Raw genomic sequence first — 16,787 nt, 5'->3', positions numbered from 1 at the left:
CAGCGCCTTGCTTTTGATCAGCGCGGATTGGGAAACTATGTAATCCCGTTCCGAAAGTCAACCGCAAATGTCCGGTCAGTCAAAAAAAAATCTCGACGCGCTTGTGACTCCCAGCCGTTGCTGCGTCGAGAAGAATGTATCTATGAAAAACTTAGTTCTGCGTCAACATGTTTTTAAATTATTTATGCTATACCCAACGATTTACTTACAAAGATGGCTTAATGGTAGGCTTACGCTGCATTTAAGTATATCTGCAATAAAACGGTTCAACTAACGTCTGCCCAGACGTCATACCTTCCTATATATATAACTGATCTGGACTCTGTCTATCGTTGTGAAGCTCTGAATGTCAGGAACAGTTGATCCGGTCAGATCATGCTGAGCTTGAACAGTTAATGAAACAAGGCGCACAGATACAGCCGAAGGAACCAACACATAAGCATCCCAGCTCTCCTCCTGAGAATCAATCGAATTTATACCTTGCATCACACCCCATGCAGTTCTACCCCTCCGCTACCAACTGTCATGTAATAAGACTGCATCCCTTGAAAGACGCCTCCCTCACGACCTCTTCCTGCTGGTAAACACGTTTGATAATAACTTCATGCTGTCGAAACAGGTATATACTAAATTCTAATCACCGGAGCACTGCCAGACACCAGAACTAAACCGCAAAATATTGCTAACAATCTTTTTTCATTAGATTCTCCATTCTGATGCCTTTTCTGTACATAATATATAAAAATAAAAAAAGGCGCGGTAACCGCGCCTTTTTACTAGAACTACTAAACTTTTTTGACCTTATTCCCGTCACCGAGAAGAACAACCTTAGGCTTGTGCAGCCCTAATTCATCTTCATCAAGCCACGTATAGGTACAAATAATAATCTTCTGCCCAGCTTCACCCTTGTGAGCGGCTGCGCCGTTCAGACAAAATTCACCCGGACCGCCTTCAATGGCATAGGTGGTAAGCCTTTCCCCGTTGTCTACGTTTAGAACATCGACGCGTTCATAGGGAAGGATTCCTGCTTTCTCAAGCAGATCCACATCAATAGAAATAGAACCTTCATAATCGACATTGGCATCGGTGATGGTTGCTCTGTGAATTTTCGAATTTAAAAGGCATCTGCTGCCCATAGTTTCCTCCTTCAGGACTATTTAATTCTCCTGAACGGATATGCCGATACCATGAGCCCAATCGATTATCAATACAATAAATTTTACCTTGATTTTGATTAGAACATAATCACTGAAAACAAAAAGACCGGATTAAGTCCGGCCTTTAAAATATTGCAAGTAAACTCGATTAGCGGAAAAACTTGCGCCGAATAAAAGCTAACACAGAAAGTCCTCCTGCAAACAACAGAACTGCTCCGGGAATAGGAGTAGGCGTGTGGGAAATATCACCTTTGGTATATTTCCATTTCTTATCAATGTAAAAATTGGTCCCTGTAAGGGTGTTACCCTGACTTAATTCGGCCCACTCAACTGAAAAATTGTACTTTTTATATGGAGAAGTAAACTGAAAATCAGGCCTTATAGCATTAACCCCGGAAGCCTTGGGACCGGTCATGATCACGGATGACTTTGTGTCATCCACATATTTCCATGACCATAACGAGCTTTCACCGTTCTTAAATTTCACACTCTTAATAGAAACATCCGGCTCAACCACCCAGATCTGCATTGTATGCACACCGGGAGATTCGTTATACCAATTTTGACCGTTAATTGTTGCCGCACCAACGACTGAGGCCAAAACAAAAATCAGCAAAAGACTTAGAATCAATGTTCGTGCAATAAATTTCATACATCACCTCCCCATTGCGAACAAATCAGCCACCACCGACTGCAGGAAAAACACCAACCCGGTCTCCATCTTGAAGCGCTATGTCAAACTTAGAAGACTTGCCGTTGATAAAAACGATTTTTACCTCTTCAATTGGAATCCCTACCCTCTCAAGAACATCGGATACCGTTTCCCCTTCGGAAATAGGGTATGCCTCAGAATTTTCAGGGCTTTTTACAGCAAAAGTTGCATAACAAAGCAAAGTTATTTTCATAAATCCCCATATTTAGTGCCCACAGGCAGTTGGATAATACAAGAAAACTTAAAAAAATTAATCCAATAAATCAACCTTAACAAGGCTAATACAACACAACAAAAAAGTCCGGCAGGACTAAACCTGCCGGACTTACAGAAGCTATATATACTTAACTTATGCGGAGAAAGCTTTCTCGAAGTTAGGTACAACCTGCTTTTTGCGGGACATTACGCCTTCAAGGTATACTTTGGTACCTTCGGGAGCAACGCCGAATGCTTTTTCAACAACAGAAGGATCGTCAGAAACGATAAGCATTTCAGAACCTTCTTTCATGATGTCGGTAAGCAGCAGGAAGCAGCTGTGACGGCCTTCAGCTTTAACTTTTTCAAGTTCAGCATAGAGGTCATCTTTGATGCCGTCGAATACGGACAGATCAACAACTTCGAGCTGGCCGATACCGACTTTGTTGCCGGACATATCGAAATCTTTGTAGTCACGGAAGATAAGTTCGCTCATGGTTGCGCCAGCAACTGCGGACTTAACGTTGAACATTTCCATTCCGAGAGCCATAACATCTTCAACACCAGCAATCTTAGCCAGTTCTTCTACAGCAGCTTTGTCAGCGTCGGTGCAGGTAACGGACTTGAACATAACGGTGTCGGAGAGGATAGCACAGAGAAGTACGCCAGCAATGTTCTTGGGAACTTCTACGTTGTAGAACTTGTACATTGCGTTGATGACGGTACCGGTGCAGCCTACAGGCCATACCCACATTTCGAGGGGGTTGGGGGTAGTAACATCACCGAGTTTGTGGTGGTCAACTACTGCAACGATTTCACCTTTATCAAGGTTGTCCAGGCTCTGAGCGATGTCGGAGTGGTCAACGAGGATAATTTTCTGATCGGTAGCGTCAGTTACGATCTCGGGAGCAGCACAACCGAACTTTTCCAGAACAAAAGCGGTTTCAGGAGCGATAGCACCCTGAGCAACAGCTTTGGTTTCTTCTTTTGCTTTGGACCAGAGGTCAGCAATAGCGATTGCGGATGCAATGGTATCGGTATCGGGGTTTTTGTGTCCTACTGCGATAATAGCCATAATAATTTCCTCCTAAGAAATATGGTAGCTAAGTGAGCTTGTGTCTTCTATCACAATCTTTTTTCTATGCCAAGCTTATATAATCCCGGCAAGGATAAAAAAGCCGAATAAGACCACTCCGAAGACAAAAGTGGCATAGGCTTTTCGCAATCTAAGGGCCAAAAGGCCTCCAAGACTAGCAGCAATCCATAAAAAAGACCATTTCATCTCCACACCGGCGACCAACGGCCCCCACTTGTGAAAAAATATACAAAGGATATAATGAAGGATTATGGTGCTTGTCCAGAAAAAAAGCCACGAAGTGACAAAAGTTCTTAAAATAGAGCGAAAAACCAGCTTTTGAGGGAGTTGATCGCCTGCCTTTCCCTTGCGTGCCCAACTGATAAGCTTGTTGTGTCCCCTGTTATGCCACTGCCTTAGTGAATAATCCATCCACGCACCGATGCGTGCTAAAGGCAAACAAGCCAACAGAATAATCATAACCTGACGTGCTTCTGTAAATGCAAAAGAAGTGGTCAAAGCAAGCGCGGCAAATGTAGGAGCCAGAATATGTGGAGGAATGTAGGTTCCGGCCGGGATATTATCCAGCCAGAAAAGTTCGAAAAACACGGCAATCTTGAGACTGGTGACAACATCTCCCGTAACAGCACCCCAAAGGGCACCTACGACAAGAGGACGCTCAAGAAGACCGGGATTTATTGTGAAGCGGAAAAGCGAAAAAATCGCAAAAAAAAACCGATCAATGCAACCCAGACGGGGAAGGACAAAGCTAGTCCTTGAAACAGACTCATGAGAACCTCACCTGCACAGGATCATTAGGGACGCAGCGAAAATCGAGCTCTATGCCCTGCCCTTTGAAATAATGAAGACAGGATTCATCATCAGAACTCAAAGCCACGCTGGGGGAAATCTGTTTTTTACCGGGACCATAATGAATGTTACCGATATTAACCGAACTGAAAATAAAGCCGGAATCCAGAGCCCTGCGTACGTCAGCGCAGGAAGAAAACAAAATGATTGTGCTGCCGTTACCACTGGTAAAAGCAGGAATCATAGAATTCAAATCATCTACCGGACAAAAGGAGCAGCTCACCGACTGCGGAATTGCCAGCGACATGATCTGCTGCTGCAAATCATCCCTGGCAACGGCATCGTTAGCCACGATTATATGTTTTGCGTGGGTGTACGGGAGCCATGTTTCAATAATCTGCCCATGAACAAGACGGTTATCAATTCTCACCCACATCATCGTTACCCTTTGGAAGTTCGTTTTCGCAGCATTTCGCCGGCAATTACAATACCTTTAGCCGCGGCTTTGCTGACCTCTTCGGCCATCTTCTGCAAAGACTCATTACGCATCTGAAAAGCTTTCAGAAGCATGGGCAGGCTGACTCCGGTCACAACCTCAATATCATCTCCCTGCAACAGGGAAAGGCTTAGGTTAGTGGGTGTTCCACCAAACATATCAGTAAGAATGAGAACTCCGTTACCGTTATTCACTTCGGCAATATTGCTTTTCAAGGAGTCCACTGCCGCATCAATGCCCTGAGAAACATCAACACTAAGGGAGAGCACTCCCTCCTGAGGACCGACAATAAGTTCACCCGCTTCAATAAGCGCCTGTCCGAAGTTACCGTGGGTAACGAGAACAATTCCGTTTTTACTAGATTCTATGCCCATCAAAATTCCCGATATATTCAACTATAAATACTATTTCAAATGAATGTGCTTATGTTCAAGAGAGACAGAATAACCATTATCTTTAAGAGTTGCAAATATCCTTTCAGCCGTCGCAACGGAGCGATGACGTCCACCAGTACAACCTACAGCAATGGTCAGCCTGTATCTTCCTTCCTCCTCGTAAAGAGGAAGGACATATTGAAGGAAATCGAGATATTTCTCAATAAAAATTGAGCCCGGTTCAGTACCTAAAACATAATCAGAAATAGCTTTGTCCTGTCCGGAAAGCGGACGGAGATCTTCCTCAAAATATGGATTGGGCAGGAAACGAAGGTCCATAACCATATCGGCAGCGGTAGGCACGTCATGCTTAAAGCCGAAAGACATGACATGTACGCGTAAACCGCGAGTCTTTTCACTGAGTTCAGCCCATTTTTCCTGAATACGCCGGCGCAGGTCATGAATGGAGTAGGTAGTGGTATCAATCACCAGATCAGCCTGCTGGCGCACTTCACCGAGAATTTCCTTCTCTTTTTCAAGGGCCTGCTCTAGGCCGATATCTCGGGATTCAAGAGGATGCAGGCGGCGGGTTGTAGCGTATCTGCGAACAAGCTCGGGCAAACGGGCTTCGAGGTAAAGGATGCTGGGACGATAGCCCATAGAAGTAAGTTCTTCACGGGTGGCTTCCCAGTCAACGCTGAATTCAAGCTGACGCAAATCCATACCCAGCACCAGACCGCGATATGCATTGTCGCGGGTATTGAACAGCTCAACCAGACGCGGAAGCATGCTCGCGGGCAATCCATCCACACAAAAAAAACGCAGATCCTCAAAAACCTTCAGAACAGTAGATTTACCGGCTCCGGAAAGCCCGCTAACAACAATCACAGGAAAGGAATCCACATCGACCACCCCAATATCCTCCTTGCGAAATAGCCTACAAACAAAATTAGCAATGACCCGAGTTCATTGCTAATCTGATTTATTAATTTGAAAAATGCCGATTCTAGCTGAGACCGAGGAGTTTCAGCAACTGCTGCTTGTCCTCTGTATCTATAAATGCCTGTCGGAATGCTTCATCTTTAAGTTGCCGGGAAATTTGTGCCAGCACCTTCAAATGAGCACCGGCCCCCTGCTCGGGGGCCAGTACCATAAAAAATATCTTACATGGCTGCATGTCCAGAGATTCAAAGTCGACACCCTCACTGGATCGGCCGACCACCACGACAATCTCTTCGAGACATTCCAGTTTACCGTGGGGGATGGCTATGCCATCCCCGATTCCGGTTGTTCCAAGTTTTTCACGATCATTAAGGACCTTTAAGGCATTTTCCACATCCACATCGAGACCTGCGTCCTTGAGGGTGGAAACCATTTCTTCCAGGACTTTACTCTTATCAGAGGCCTGCAGTTCATAAATAACAAGGTCCTTTGCCAAATTATCAGTTATATTCATCAGTTAGTATCCTGGGTCAATTAAACCGAAGTCGCCATTATTACGGCGGTAGATTACGTTTATGGCTTCATTATCCGCATTGCGGAATACGAGGAATTCGTGGTCGAGAGTCTGAAGCTGTTCAGCAGCTTCATCAACACTCATCGGCTTGGGAACAAAGGAGTCAGACTCCACAATCACAGGTTCCCTGTACTCTTCCTCTCCGTAGCTGAGAACATCCATCCGGGCAGGAGCCGCCTCCTTTCGCCTGTGGCTTCTCATCTTTTCGTTTGCGCGGCGAAGCTGGGCTTCAAGCTTGTCCAGAACCATATCCACGGTGGAATACATATCCTCGGACACTTCGTAAGCAGAGACATGCATATGATCAGAGCTGAAAACAACTTCCGCAACATGCCTGAACTTATCCACTGACAGATTCACCTGCATATCAGTGTTTTCAGGATTGGTTACGTACTTTACCAACTTGGAGAAACGGCTGTTTGCATATTCCTTAAGATGTTCGGATGCGTCGAAGTTCTTAAAAGTAAATGCTACGTTCATAAAGAGCCTCCTTAGTAAAGGGTGAATATGCTTTGATTTCTCCGGACTACATTAGAATACTGTCTTCCTCTTGGATGAGGAGAGAATCCCCATTGCAGTCCTATACTTAGCTACGGTCCTTCTGGCTATATTGACTTCCAGTTTCTCTTTGAGAATCTCAGCTATCTTTTCATCGCTGAGGGGTTTCTTTCCGTCTTCTTCACTGATCAATTTCTTGATCGTTGCCTTGACGGACTCGGAACCGACCTGAGAACCGTCATCCAGACCAAGCGCACTATTAAAAAAGAATTTCAGTTCATAGATTCCATGCGGAGTAGAAACATACTTATTCGTAGTGATTCGGCTCACAGTGGACTCATGCATCTCGATGTCTTCCGCAACCTCCTTAAGAATAAGCGGTTTTAACTTGGTGACACCTTGAGCGAAAAATTCGCGCTGAAATCTCACTATGGATTCAAGAACTTTATATAAGGTACGTTGCCGCTGATACAGGCTCTTCATCAGCCATTGAGCGGAACGCATCTTGTCCTGAAAATATTCCTTGTCATCTCCCTTGGTTGATTCAAGAGTCTCCACATAAAATGCATTCATCTGCAACTTAGGAAGACCGTCTTCGTTCAGAACTATGACAAAATCACCATCATATTCATAAACATAAGCATCCGGGCTGATATAGAAAGAGTCTCCACCTGAAAAACTTGCACCAGGAAGAGGATCAAGTGTCTGCATCAAGTCCAGATAACTCTTTAAATCCTCCATGCTGAGCTTGAACTTCCTTGCAAGCGGCTTGTAGCGCTTCTTTTCAAGGTCATCTAGATGATCACGGACCAGAGAGACCAAAATCGGATCATCATCAAGCTTCAATGCTTCCAGTTGTATAAGCAGACATTCGTGCGGAGTCCTTGCCGCCACGCCCACCGGATCGAATCTCTGAATGCGATGCAGAACCTTTTCCACATCTTCGATTTCAGCATAGCATGTTTCGCAAACATCTTCCAAGTCTATCCGTAAAAAACCTCCCGAACTTAAATTCCCGATAAGACATTCGCCGATGGCGATATCTTTTTCGGTAAAATCGGAAAGGCTCATCTGCCAATGCAGATGCCCTTCAAGGGATACCGAATTGGTCAAACGGGCTTCAAAAGAAGTCCCATCTTCATATGATTCAGACTCGCGGGAAGCTGACTGCTTTGATGTACTGGAAAATTCACCGAGATAGTTTTCCCACTCAGCTTCCCTGGAAATTTGTGCTTCTTCGGCAGTAGCGGTGCCTGCTTCAGCATCGGGAGTGTCAGTACGCTCCTGAGCTTCTGCCTCTTCAAGGATAGGATTCTCCATGAGTTCCTGATGGACGGTATCCATCAGCTCCAATCGGGAAAGCTGCAACAACTTGATAGCCTGCTGCAGCTGAGGAGTCATCACCAGCTGTTGAGTAAGCTTTAATTGTTGTCTAAGTTCCAACCCCATATATTCAGGCCACCTTGTATATTGATTCGTATATTTTCAGATTCAGATTTATTACTACATTTATGCTGGACTAATCTTTTTTTTCATTCTTTTAATCCGAGCTTGATTCAACTATGCCACATCCCATTGCAAGATGCAAGAAAGACCTCTGATTTATCTGAAATTTAAGGATTTTTTATTAAATAGAAGTGCATATGAAAAAAGTGTACCAATGTTCTGCCCGACTGTAAATCTACAAAGACAAAATTCATCAAACTTTGTACCAAAAAAACAAGCCGAAACTCATTAAAGTTCCGGCTTGTACAGTTCAATTCCCAGCACAAAAGACTACAGACTGAAACTATCTCCCAGATAGAGCCTGCGGGCCTTGGTATTTTTCACGATACTCTCAGGTGAACCGTTAAGAATAACCCTACCCTCGTACACAAGGTAAGCGCGGTCACAAATAGAAAGAGTCTCACGCACGTTATGGTCGGAAATCAGAATCCCCAGCCCCATCTCCTTAAGCGTAGAAATAATATCTTGAATATCAATTACCGCAATTGGGTCAATACCCGCAAACGGTTCATCAAGAAGGATGAATTTTGGATTGTTGATCATAGCCCGGGCAATCTCAAGCCTGCGGCGTTCGCCGCCGGAAAGATACATTGCCTTCTGGTCGGCAAGGCGAAGGATACCAAGTTGGTCCAGCAACTCATCCGCCCTTTTAGGAACATCCTTACCGGAAAGCCCGGTATGCTCGATAATGATCTCAAGATTCTTACGTACGGAGAGCTTCTTGAAAATGGAACTTTCCTGCGGCAGATAACTAAGTCCCAAACGGGCACGCTCATGCAATGGCAGCCTGGTTATCTGCTGTTTATTGAAATAGACATCACCGGATGTAGGCTTGACGACACCTACAAGCATATAAAACGTTGTGGTCTTACCTGCACCGTTCGGACCAAGCAACCCCACAACCTCGCCCTCACGCACGGTCAGCCCGATTCCGCGGACAACCTCTTTAGGCCCATAGTTCTTGACCAGTTTCTTGGCGACAATTGCAGACATAAAATTCCTTTAATAACCTAAGGGGAAACATTTTTAGGAGTATAGAAAATTGCCTCAATAGGCTTATTACCGCCAACAACCTCAGCACGGTTCTCTTTCAGGTAAAATTTAATTTCATCACCCTGAATAAGGTTTGGACCATCCTGCAATTCTGCATTCCCATTCATGTAAATGATTGAATCACCCACTACATAAGTAAGCTTGTCGCAGTGACCTTTGCGCTTCTTCATGACTACTTTTACATTACCCCCGGCCACAATCTTCTTGATCTTGTCCTGAGTATCGGAAAGGGAATCCCCTTCAGGGCGCAGATGCGCGGTCAGGGTGTCTGAAGTAAGAGTAACATCAAGGCGTACCACCTTGACTTTACCGGAAAAAGTAATCCGGTTGCGATTCTCACTGAAAGTCATCTTGGTAGATGTAATCTTGATGGGAACTTCGTCCGGACCGCCGGGCTTGCCCTTCTTGCGCGGCTTTTCCTTTTCCACAACCGGAGCTTCAGCTTTGAGATATGTACCGAAAACGTAACCTACGCGTTTAAGCTCATTATTGTCGGCGGGCTTAAAAACAGGATACCATTTCCCTTCTTCCTGTCCTACACTGACAGCTTCCCCCAGCTCCAGCTTATCCACAATCAAGGATTTTGCATCGGGTTCGGAACGGACATTGAGAACAGCAGTAGCATACAGGGTTTTAGTTTTGACCGGAGCCATCAGCATTTCATCCATGGCTTCTTCCATGGCGGCCAACTCACTCCCTCTCTTGACTTCAGCCTTTGCATTACGCACTTCTTCAGCTTTGATTTCAGCTTTACGAGCGTCTATCCCGGCCATCTGTTCTTTTTCCAAATTCTTTGGATAAGGGGCAAGAAACGGTCCCCATGCATAGCCCCATACAGGAGTGTCGTCTTTAACCATGGTATCAATGCGGTAAAGAGCGTACATGCCCCCCTTCTCAGCCCCAACCTGCGCACGGTGCCCGGGACTAAGCACACCGACAGCCTTTGATGTGGAAACAGGCTTTTCAATCACATTAATTCTACGAACGGCATAACGGATACGGGCGTCATCCAGAACGATGTCCACATCATCCTTTTTAATATAGCCAAGCGCATCAGCCTCTGAATAAACCGGAGCATCTGCTTTGAAAATTGCGTACCAACCGTCCTTGAGAAATCCGACCTTAATTTTATCGCCGGATTTGATCATACCACCGGTTGAAGATTTTACTGTACGTTCAAGATAGAATTTCAAATCCTTGCCGGCATATCGAACATCACCCCAATCCGCCAATGAGCTGTCCGCAGCAGCGGGAACAACCACTTTGCTGGAAACATACCCCACAGGCTCGGCCTTCTTATCTGCAGAAGCAGGATAGACCGGAAACCAGCCTCCCTGAGCCTTGCCGACCACAAAACTTTCCGCCGGAGAAAGAACCCAGACAACCTCTCCCTTGAGGTCCGGTTTGGAACGGACATTGGCAATGGTCCGGGCAATTTTCAATTCGGATTTATCGTAGGCATGGGCAGCAGGACCGGCCAGAACAAGGACAAAGAAAAATACCGCACAAACAATGGCGGGGGAAAGCAGCGCAAATATGGACCTGCCGCGTAACAATGAACTATTTTCAACTATATTAATCAAATGAATGCTCGCTTCTATTGAGGCATTACCACCATGTCCGGTGAAATCAGGGCTTCCATTCCATCTTCAATCATAATTTCACGGGTGACAAGGTCCACCTTGACCCGTTTGGAAGTGATGTAAACAGTAGGACTCTGGACCTTTACATTGCCTTCGAGGAAAAGCAGGTTGTCCTTGGGTTTAAAATCAAGTCGGTCAGCCACAAGCCCCATATCACCGTAATGTCCTTTGACATTATCCCAGAGCTTCAGACCTTCACCTTTCTGGCTGACCTCACCGTGCAAGGCACTTACAAAAACTTCCTTGCGGTCCCGGCCAAGATAATATGTAACCCGGGGCTTGTCAGCAATGACCAGTCCTTTCTCCTGATCATAATCAGCACTTCCGGCCCGCAGAATCCACTCAATATCACCACCGGTACCCTGAATCAGCTCGATCTCCTCAGCAGAAATATCGGACTGGTTCTTATTGGAAAGAAGCGGATTCTCCACGGCCTCACGGACCATATGCGGAAACGCACCATACTTCTTACCAAGCAGGGTTCCGGCGCAGACCCCGATTAATAGGGCCAGAATTAAATATAGAACTAAGCCGACACGGCCCATCTAGCCTGCCCACTCTTTCCAGATGTCATTCAACTTGCCCTGCGCGTCAAGAATAAAAGAAATTGCTTCGCGCACAGCACCATGCCCGCCCTCACGGCTGGCGATCCATTTGGAGATGCCGAAAATCTCGGGCTGGGCATTTTTAACAGCCATAGGCAAGCCCACACGGAGCATTACCGGGACATCAATCCAATCATCACCGACATAGGCGACGTCTTCGTCCTTAAGCCCTTTTTCCTTAAGCAACTTCTCATAGAAAGGGAGTTTTTCCTTCTGTCCGGGATAATATTCGGTAATTCCAAGCTCGGTGACACGCTTTTCAACAGCACCGTGATTCAATCCGGTAATTACCGCCAGTTCGATACCTGCCTGCTGAGCGAACTTGATACCAAGGCCGTCCTGCACGTTGAAACGCTTGGTTACGTTTCCGTCCTTATCGTAATAAAGACCGCCGTCAGTAAGCACGCCATCTACATCAAGGATGAGCATCTTAATTTTTTCGGCACGAACCTTAGCAGACATAATCAACACTCCACGCGGCTAGAAGGTCCTTGATCAGGTCTTCGGCACGGTCAAGAGGCCAGCTGTTGGGGCCATCACAAAGAGCGCAATCAGGATCAGGATGGGTTTCCATAAAAACACCGGAAGCCCCCGCAGCAACAGCAGCACGGGAAAGAACAGGCACGAATTCACGCTGACCGCCGGACTTGCCGCCCAGGCCGCCGGGAAGCTGCACGGAATGGGTGGCATCAAAAACCACCGGGCAGCCCATTTCCTTCATAATTGACATGGAACGCATATCCACTACGAGATTATTGTAACCGAAGGATGCTCCACGCTCAGTCAGCCAGATACGGTTATTACCAGCTTCACACAATTTACCAACAACATGGCGCATGTCATGGGGCGCAAGAAACTGTCCCTTCTTAACGTTGATAATCCGCCCAGTATTGGCGGCAGCAACAAGAAGATCAGTCTGACGGCAGAGGAATGCGGGAATTTGGATCACGTCAGCGACTTCACCAACAGATGCGGCCTGATCCGGGGTATGGATGTCGGTAACAACGGGAAGTCCGGTTTCATCCTTCACCCGCTGTAACCATTTAAGCCCTTCCTCCAAGCCCGGTCCCCTGAAAGAAGTAATGGAAGTCCGGTTAGCCTTGTCGAAAGAGCTTTTGAAAATTACCGTCACATCAAGACGGGAAGCAATGTCAGCCAATACTTCTGCAGCACGCAGGGCGACATCTATGGTTTCCAGTGCGCAAGGTCCCGCCAGAATAAACGGTCCCTGCAGACTTTTTTGATACAATTCATCGGGGCTCAAAAGGGACTGCCCTCCAATTATAAGATTGCCCGGAGACACTGCATACCAGTATCCCCGGGCAATACAAAGTTAATTCTTATTTATTTTTATTTTCGCAAGAAGCCTTGATGAAATCCCTGAACAGCGGATGTGCATGCATGGGATTAGACTTGAATTCCGGGTGGAACTGGCAACCCAGGAACCAGGGATGGTCGGCTACTTCAACGATCTCAACCAGAGCTTCATCCGGAGAGAGACCACTCAGCACCAGACCTGCTTCAACAAGCTGATCTGCAAATTTTTCTTTGTTGAATTCGTAACGGTGACGGTGGCGTTCCTGAATTTCAGTTTTACCGTACGCAGCCATCGCTTTAGTACCTTCAACAACTTTACAGGGGTATGCACCAAGACGCATGGTGCCGCCCTTGTCACTTTCTTCGCAACGGTTTTCTGTCTTCTTAGTACGGTAGTCGTACCATTCTTTCATCAGGTAGATGACATTATCATCACCATCAGGGTTGAACTCTTCGGAGTTTGCACCCTTGAGGCCCATTACGTTACGGGCATATTCAATAACAGCACACTGCATGCCGAGACAGATACCGAAGAAAGGCACCTTGTTTTCACGAGCATACTGAATAGCAGTAATCTTGCCTTCAACACCGCGGTTACCGAAACCGCCGGGAACGAGTACGCCGTCACAACCGGCCAGTTTTTCCTTAACGTTTTCATGAGTGATCTCTTCAGAGTTCACATAACGCAGGTTAACCTTGACCTCGTTTGCAACACCACCGTGAATCAGCGCTTCATGCAGGGATTTATATGCTTCCTTGAGATCAACGTATTTACCGACGATACCGATGGTGGTTTCACCTTTCGGATTCTCAAGAGTATAGTTAAGCTTTTTCCATGATTCAAGATTACAATTCTTGGCCGGAAGCTTAAGCATGATAGCAATCTTCTGATCCAAACCTTCGTTATAAAAGCTGAGCGGGAGCTGATAGATGGATTTTACATCAACAGCAGTGAATACAGCGTCACGGTCAACGTCACAGAAAAGTGCGATCTTGCGTTTAATGTCTTCATCCAGATCAACTTCACTGCGGCAGAGAATGATATCGGGATGGATACCGATGCTGCGCAGTTCCTTAACGGAGTGCTGGGTAGGCTTGGTCTTAACTTCACCTGCTGCTGCAAGATAAGGAACAAGAGTGAGGTGAATGTAAAGCACATTCTCGCTGCCCAGCTCGGAACGCAGCTGACGGATAGCTTCAAGAAAAGGAAGACCTTCGATGTCACCAACAGTACCACCGATCTCGATGAGGGCCACATCCTCGCCGTTGGGAACGTTTATTACGGCATTCTTAATCTCATCGGTAATGTGCGGGATAACCTGAACAGTACCGCCGAGGTAGTCGCCACGACGCTCTTTGGTGATTACATTGTGGTAGACACGACCGGAAGTCATGTTGTTTTTCTGGCTCAGCGCAACATCAAGATAACGCTCGTAATGGCCAAGGTCGAGGTCGGTTTCTGCACCGTCGTCAGTTACATAAACTTCACCATGCTGAAAAGGGTTCATGGTGCCGGGGTCAACATTGATATAAGGATCAAGCTTCTGAATGGTTGCGGTCATTCCTCTGGCTTTGAGAAGTGCGCCGATGGATGCAGCTGCAAGCCCTTTACCAAGTGAGGACAACACGCCCCCGGTGATGAATATAAATTTGGTTTTCATAACGCTCCCGTCCCGTGGCGGACAATTTATTTTAAAATATCGCTGTTACATAAAACAAAATGGACAGCGAATAAAGTCGATAGCTATGAAAAAAACACAAAAAGGCACCCGCCCCGTTAACATTCTCATATTCAGGCGTATCCCACTTAAAAAAAATGTGTTAGCGGTACGTCCTGAGGAATATAGAGTGTTGACGGGAGGCTTACCCGCAATTATGTTCCTCTCTTCAAACACGCATTAGATAGTCTTGGAATATTTCTATTGTCAACATCTGGAGGACAAAAATATATGGCCCTCGTAAAAGTTTTGGTCATCACCGGTTACGGAACCAACTGTGAACACGAGTCTGCTCATGCCGCTAAAAAAGCGGGCGCAGACGAAGTAGACATCACTTATTTTTCCGATCTTGCTGCAGGCAAAAAAACTCTGGAAGGATATAACTTCCTGATTTTTCCCGGCGGCTTTCTTGATGGAGATGACCTCGGAGCAGCACAGGCTGCCGCGCTCCGCTGGAAACACGCCCACACCGCAGACGGTACCCCGCTTGTGGACCAGATCAAAAAATTCTTTGAAGACGGCGGCGTGATTCTTGGAATCTGCAACGGATTCCAGCTGCTGGTCAAACTCGGCCTGCTGCCCGCAGTTGGTGGAGAATACTTCACCCGTCAGGTTTCACTCAGCTACAACGATTCCGCAAAATACGAGGATCGCTGGGTTCATCTTAAAGCCAACCCTGATTCTCCCTGCGTTTTCACCAAGGGAATCGATACCCTTAACGTTCCCGTACGTCACGGCGAAGGGAAAATTATCCCCGCTGATGATGCCATGCTGGAAAAAATCGTGGAGAACAACCTCCACGCAGTTCAATATATAGATCCCGAGTCCGGCGAAGTGACTATGGACTACCCTGCCAACCCCAACGGCTCCCCGCTGGGTATTGCTGGCCTCACTGATCCTTCCGGCCGCATTCTCGGACTTATGCCTCACCCTGAAGCATACAATCACCCCACCAACCACCCCAAGTGGACTCGTGGCGACATTCCTACCCTCGGGTTGGCGTTGCTCGAAGGTGGCGTGAATTACCTTAAATCGCTCTAAACGAAAAAGGGGGAGTTAAGCTCTCCCTTTTTTTATTATGACAAATATTATTACCCGAGGGACCCCACCCGCCGAACCGCCACAGGGCCAGACTTGGCGCTCCATGATGGATGTTGCCATACGTGAAGCCTTTAAAGCCCGCCAGCACGATGAAGTTCCCATCGGCGCGGCTCTTTTCACGGCTGAAGGCGAACTACTCGCCACTGGAAATAATACCCCGCTTACCAAAAACGACCCCACCGGACATGCAGAAGTAAACTGCATCCGCAATGCCTGCGAAAAACTGGATAATTATCGTTTGCCACGTGGAACGATTCTTATTGTCACGCTGGAACCGTGTATCATGTGCCTCGGTGCAATCATCCATGCGCGGGTAGGAGGAGTTGTTTTCGGCGCTCCCGACCCGAAAGCAGGGGCCGTAATCTCCAATATGGAAGGAACAGAACTCTCCTTCGCCAACCACAAATTCTGGACCATCGGCGGGGTTTGTGAGAATGAGTGTAAGGAAATTTTGCAAAGTTTTTTTCTGCATAAACGCAAAAAATAAGTCCCTAGGCGACTTCCTCGCATAGGAACTTATTTTTAAAAACCTACTTCAATTCTTATTTCTTTTTATTTTTCTTCTTTTTATCTTTTTTCTTATCACTCTTTCGTTCTTCGCGCTCAGTCTTTTTTTCTTCTTTCAGCTTATCACGTTCCTCCGCAGCATCTTCTTTACGCTTTGTCTTATCTGCCTTTGATTCTTCCTTGCGGGTCTCACGTTCATCTTCCCTTTCATCCTTTAAACGCTCACGCTCTTCTTTATCACGCTCACGCTCGGATTCCCGCTCATCTTTAGCACGCTGACGATCGTCTTTATCACTTTCACGCTGGGCTTCGCGCTTTCCTGCTCATCTTTTTTCTTTCCTTTGCCTTTAGCTGCGAAAGCAGCACTGCCAATCATTGGCCACACAAACCAGAACAGATGCAGCGGCAATATGTTTAAAGATACTGCGACGAGTAAATCTTGTCTTCATAACCATTCTCCATTTATTTAATTTCATCAATAACAAAAGACTGTTACGTATATTG

At 46.4% G+C, this 16,787-nt stretch carries 20 protein-coding genes; 2 read left to right on the top strand and 18 right to left on the bottom strand.

Annotation, left to right across the window (positions count from 1 at the left end; all coding sequences use genetic code 11):
- Window positions 1-785: 785 nt before the first annotated feature.
- The 17 genes from panD to ACKU40_RS04430 form a co-directional block, all read right to left on the bottom strand.
- A complete protein-coding gene (panD, locus tag ACKU40_RS04510) occupies window positions 786-1,136 on the bottom strand; it encodes an aspartate 1-decarboxylase (RefSeq protein WP_320175336.1) in 351 nt (116 codons plus the stop codon).
- A gap of 169 nt (window positions 1,137-1,305) precedes the next feature.
- Window positions 1,306-1,809 carry a hypothetical protein gene (locus tag ACKU40_RS04505; protein ID WP_320175335.1) on the bottom strand — a complete coding sequence of 168 codons (504 nt, stop codon included), beginning with the start codon at window positions 1,807-1,809 and terminating at the stop codon, window positions 1,306-1,308.
- Between the two features lie 25 nt (window positions 1,810-1,834).
- A complete protein-coding gene (locus ACKU40_RS04500) occupies window positions 1,835-2,062 on the bottom strand; it encodes a MoaD/ThiS family protein (RefSeq protein WP_320175334.1) in 228 nt (75 codons plus the stop codon).
- 156 nt (window positions 2,063-2,218) lie between these two features.
- On the bottom strand, window positions 2,219-3,139 hold the full coding sequence (locus ACKU40_RS04495) for a manganese-dependent inorganic pyrophosphatase (protein ID WP_320175333.1): 921 nt from the start codon (window positions 3,137-3,139) through the stop codon (window positions 2,219-2,221).
- A 75-nt stretch (window positions 3,140-3,214) separates the two neighbouring features.
- A complete protein-coding gene (locus ACKU40_RS04490) occupies window positions 3,215-3,838 on the bottom strand; it encodes a PTS sugar transporter subunit IIC (RefSeq protein WP_320176361.1) in 624 nt (207 codons plus the stop codon).
- An 88-nt stretch (window positions 3,839-3,926) separates the two neighbouring features.
- Complete coding sequence (locus tag ACKU40_RS04485) at window positions 3,927-4,388, bottom strand: PTS sugar transporter subunit IIB (protein ID WP_320175332.1); 462 nt, start codon at window positions 4,386-4,388, stop codon at window positions 3,927-3,929.
- 2 nt (window positions 4,389-4,390) lie between these two features.
- Window positions 4,391-4,819 carry a PTS sugar transporter subunit IIA gene (locus ACKU40_RS04480; protein WP_320175331.1) on the bottom strand — a complete coding sequence of 143 codons (429 nt, stop codon included), beginning with the start codon at window positions 4,817-4,819 and terminating at the stop codon, window positions 4,391-4,393.
- A gap of 30 nt (window positions 4,820-4,849) precedes the next feature.
- A complete protein-coding gene (gene rapZ / locus ACKU40_RS04475) occupies window positions 4,850-5,731 on the bottom strand; it encodes an RNase adapter RapZ (RefSeq protein WP_320175330.1) in 882 nt (293 codons plus the stop codon).
- 94 nt (window positions 5,732-5,825) lie between these two features.
- Window positions 5,826-6,275, bottom strand: a complete 450-nt coding sequence (locus ACKU40_RS04470; RefSeq protein WP_320175329.1) for a fructose PTS transporter subunit IIA — start codon at window positions 6,273-6,275, stop codon at window positions 5,826-5,828.
- A gap of 3 nt (window positions 6,276-6,278) precedes the next feature.
- The gene (hpf, locus tag ACKU40_RS04465) at window positions 6,279-6,815 is read right to left on the bottom strand and encodes a ribosome hibernation-promoting factor, HPF/YfiA family (RefSeq protein WP_320175328.1); all 537 of its coding nucleotides are present in this window, start codon (window positions 6,813-6,815) and stop codon (window positions 6,279-6,281) included.
- A 51-nt stretch (window positions 6,816-6,866) separates the two neighbouring features.
- Window positions 6,867-8,282 (bottom strand): RNA polymerase factor sigma-54, encoded by a 1,416-nt coding sequence (gene rpoN, locus ACKU40_RS04460; protein ID WP_320175327.1) that lies wholly within the window; start codon window positions 8,280-8,282, stop codon window positions 6,867-6,869.
- Window positions 8,283-8,609: 327 nt separating this feature from the next.
- On the bottom strand, window positions 8,610-9,332 hold the full coding sequence (gene lptB, locus ACKU40_RS04455) for an LPS export ABC transporter ATP-binding protein (RefSeq protein WP_320175326.1): 723 nt from the start codon (window positions 9,330-9,332) through the stop codon (window positions 8,610-8,612).
- A gap of 17 nt (window positions 9,333-9,349) precedes the next feature.
- Window positions 9,350-10,975: an SH3 domain-containing protein gene (locus tag ACKU40_RS04450; protein WP_320175325.1), complete on the bottom strand. Its 1,626-nt coding sequence runs from the start codon at window positions 10,973-10,975 to the stop codon at window positions 9,350-9,352.
- A 14-nt stretch (window positions 10,976-10,989) separates the two neighbouring features.
- On the bottom strand, window positions 10,990-11,580 hold the full coding sequence (gene lptC, locus ACKU40_RS04445) for an LPS export ABC transporter periplasmic protein LptC (RefSeq protein ID WP_320175324.1): 591 nt from the start codon (window positions 11,578-11,580) through the stop codon (window positions 10,990-10,992).
- Window positions 11,581-12,102, bottom strand: coding sequence for an HAD-IIIA family hydrolase (locus ACKU40_RS04440; protein WP_320175323.1), 522 nt, complete (start codon window positions 12,100-12,102; stop codon window positions 11,581-11,583).
- Entirely contained in the window at window positions 12,092-12,904 is an 813-nt protein-coding gene (gene kdsA, locus ACKU40_RS04435; RefSeq protein WP_320175322.1) for a 3-deoxy-8-phosphooctulonate synthase, read from the bottom strand. Before kdsA ends, ACKU40_RS04440 begins: the two co-directional genes overlap by 11 nt.
- 76 nt (window positions 12,905-12,980) lie before the next feature.
- On the bottom strand, window positions 12,981-14,618 hold the full coding sequence (locus ACKU40_RS04430; RefSeq protein WP_320175321.1) for a CTP synthase: 1,638 nt from the start codon (window positions 14,616-14,618) through the stop codon (window positions 12,981-12,983).
- Window positions 14,619-14,906: 288 nt separating this feature from the next.
- Here ACKU40_RS04430 and ACKU40_RS04425 point away from each other — a divergent pair, with 288 nt between their 5' ends.
- Both ACKU40_RS04425 and ACKU40_RS04420 read left to right on the top strand, forming a co-directional pair.
- Window positions 14,907-15,716: a phosphoribosylformylglycinamidine synthase subunit PurQ gene (locus ACKU40_RS04425; protein WP_320175320.1), complete on the top strand. Its 810-nt coding sequence runs from the start codon at window positions 14,907-14,909 to the stop codon at window positions 15,714-15,716.
- 37 nt (window positions 15,717-15,753) lie between these two features.
- Entirely contained in the window at window positions 15,754-16,263 is a 510-nt protein-coding gene (locus ACKU40_RS04420; protein ID WP_320175319.1) for a nucleoside deaminase, read from the top strand.
- Between the two features lie 234 nt (window positions 16,264-16,497).
- Here the strand turns inward: ACKU40_RS04420 and ACKU40_RS04415 are convergent, their stop codons facing one another.
- On the bottom strand, window positions 16,498-16,692 hold the full coding sequence (locus ACKU40_RS04415; protein WP_320175318.1) for a hypothetical protein: 195 nt from the start codon (window positions 16,690-16,692) through the stop codon (window positions 16,498-16,500).
- Window positions 16,693-16,787 lie beyond the last annotated feature (95 nt).

Source organism: Maridesulfovibrio sp. (assembly GCF_963666665.1).
Taxonomy (GTDB): domain Bacteria; phylum Desulfobacterota; class Desulfovibrionia; order Desulfovibrionales; family Desulfovibrionaceae; genus Maridesulfovibrio.
The sequence above is the reverse complement of the archived record's forward strand: the minus strand, read 5'-3'. Positions and strand labels throughout refer to the sequence as shown.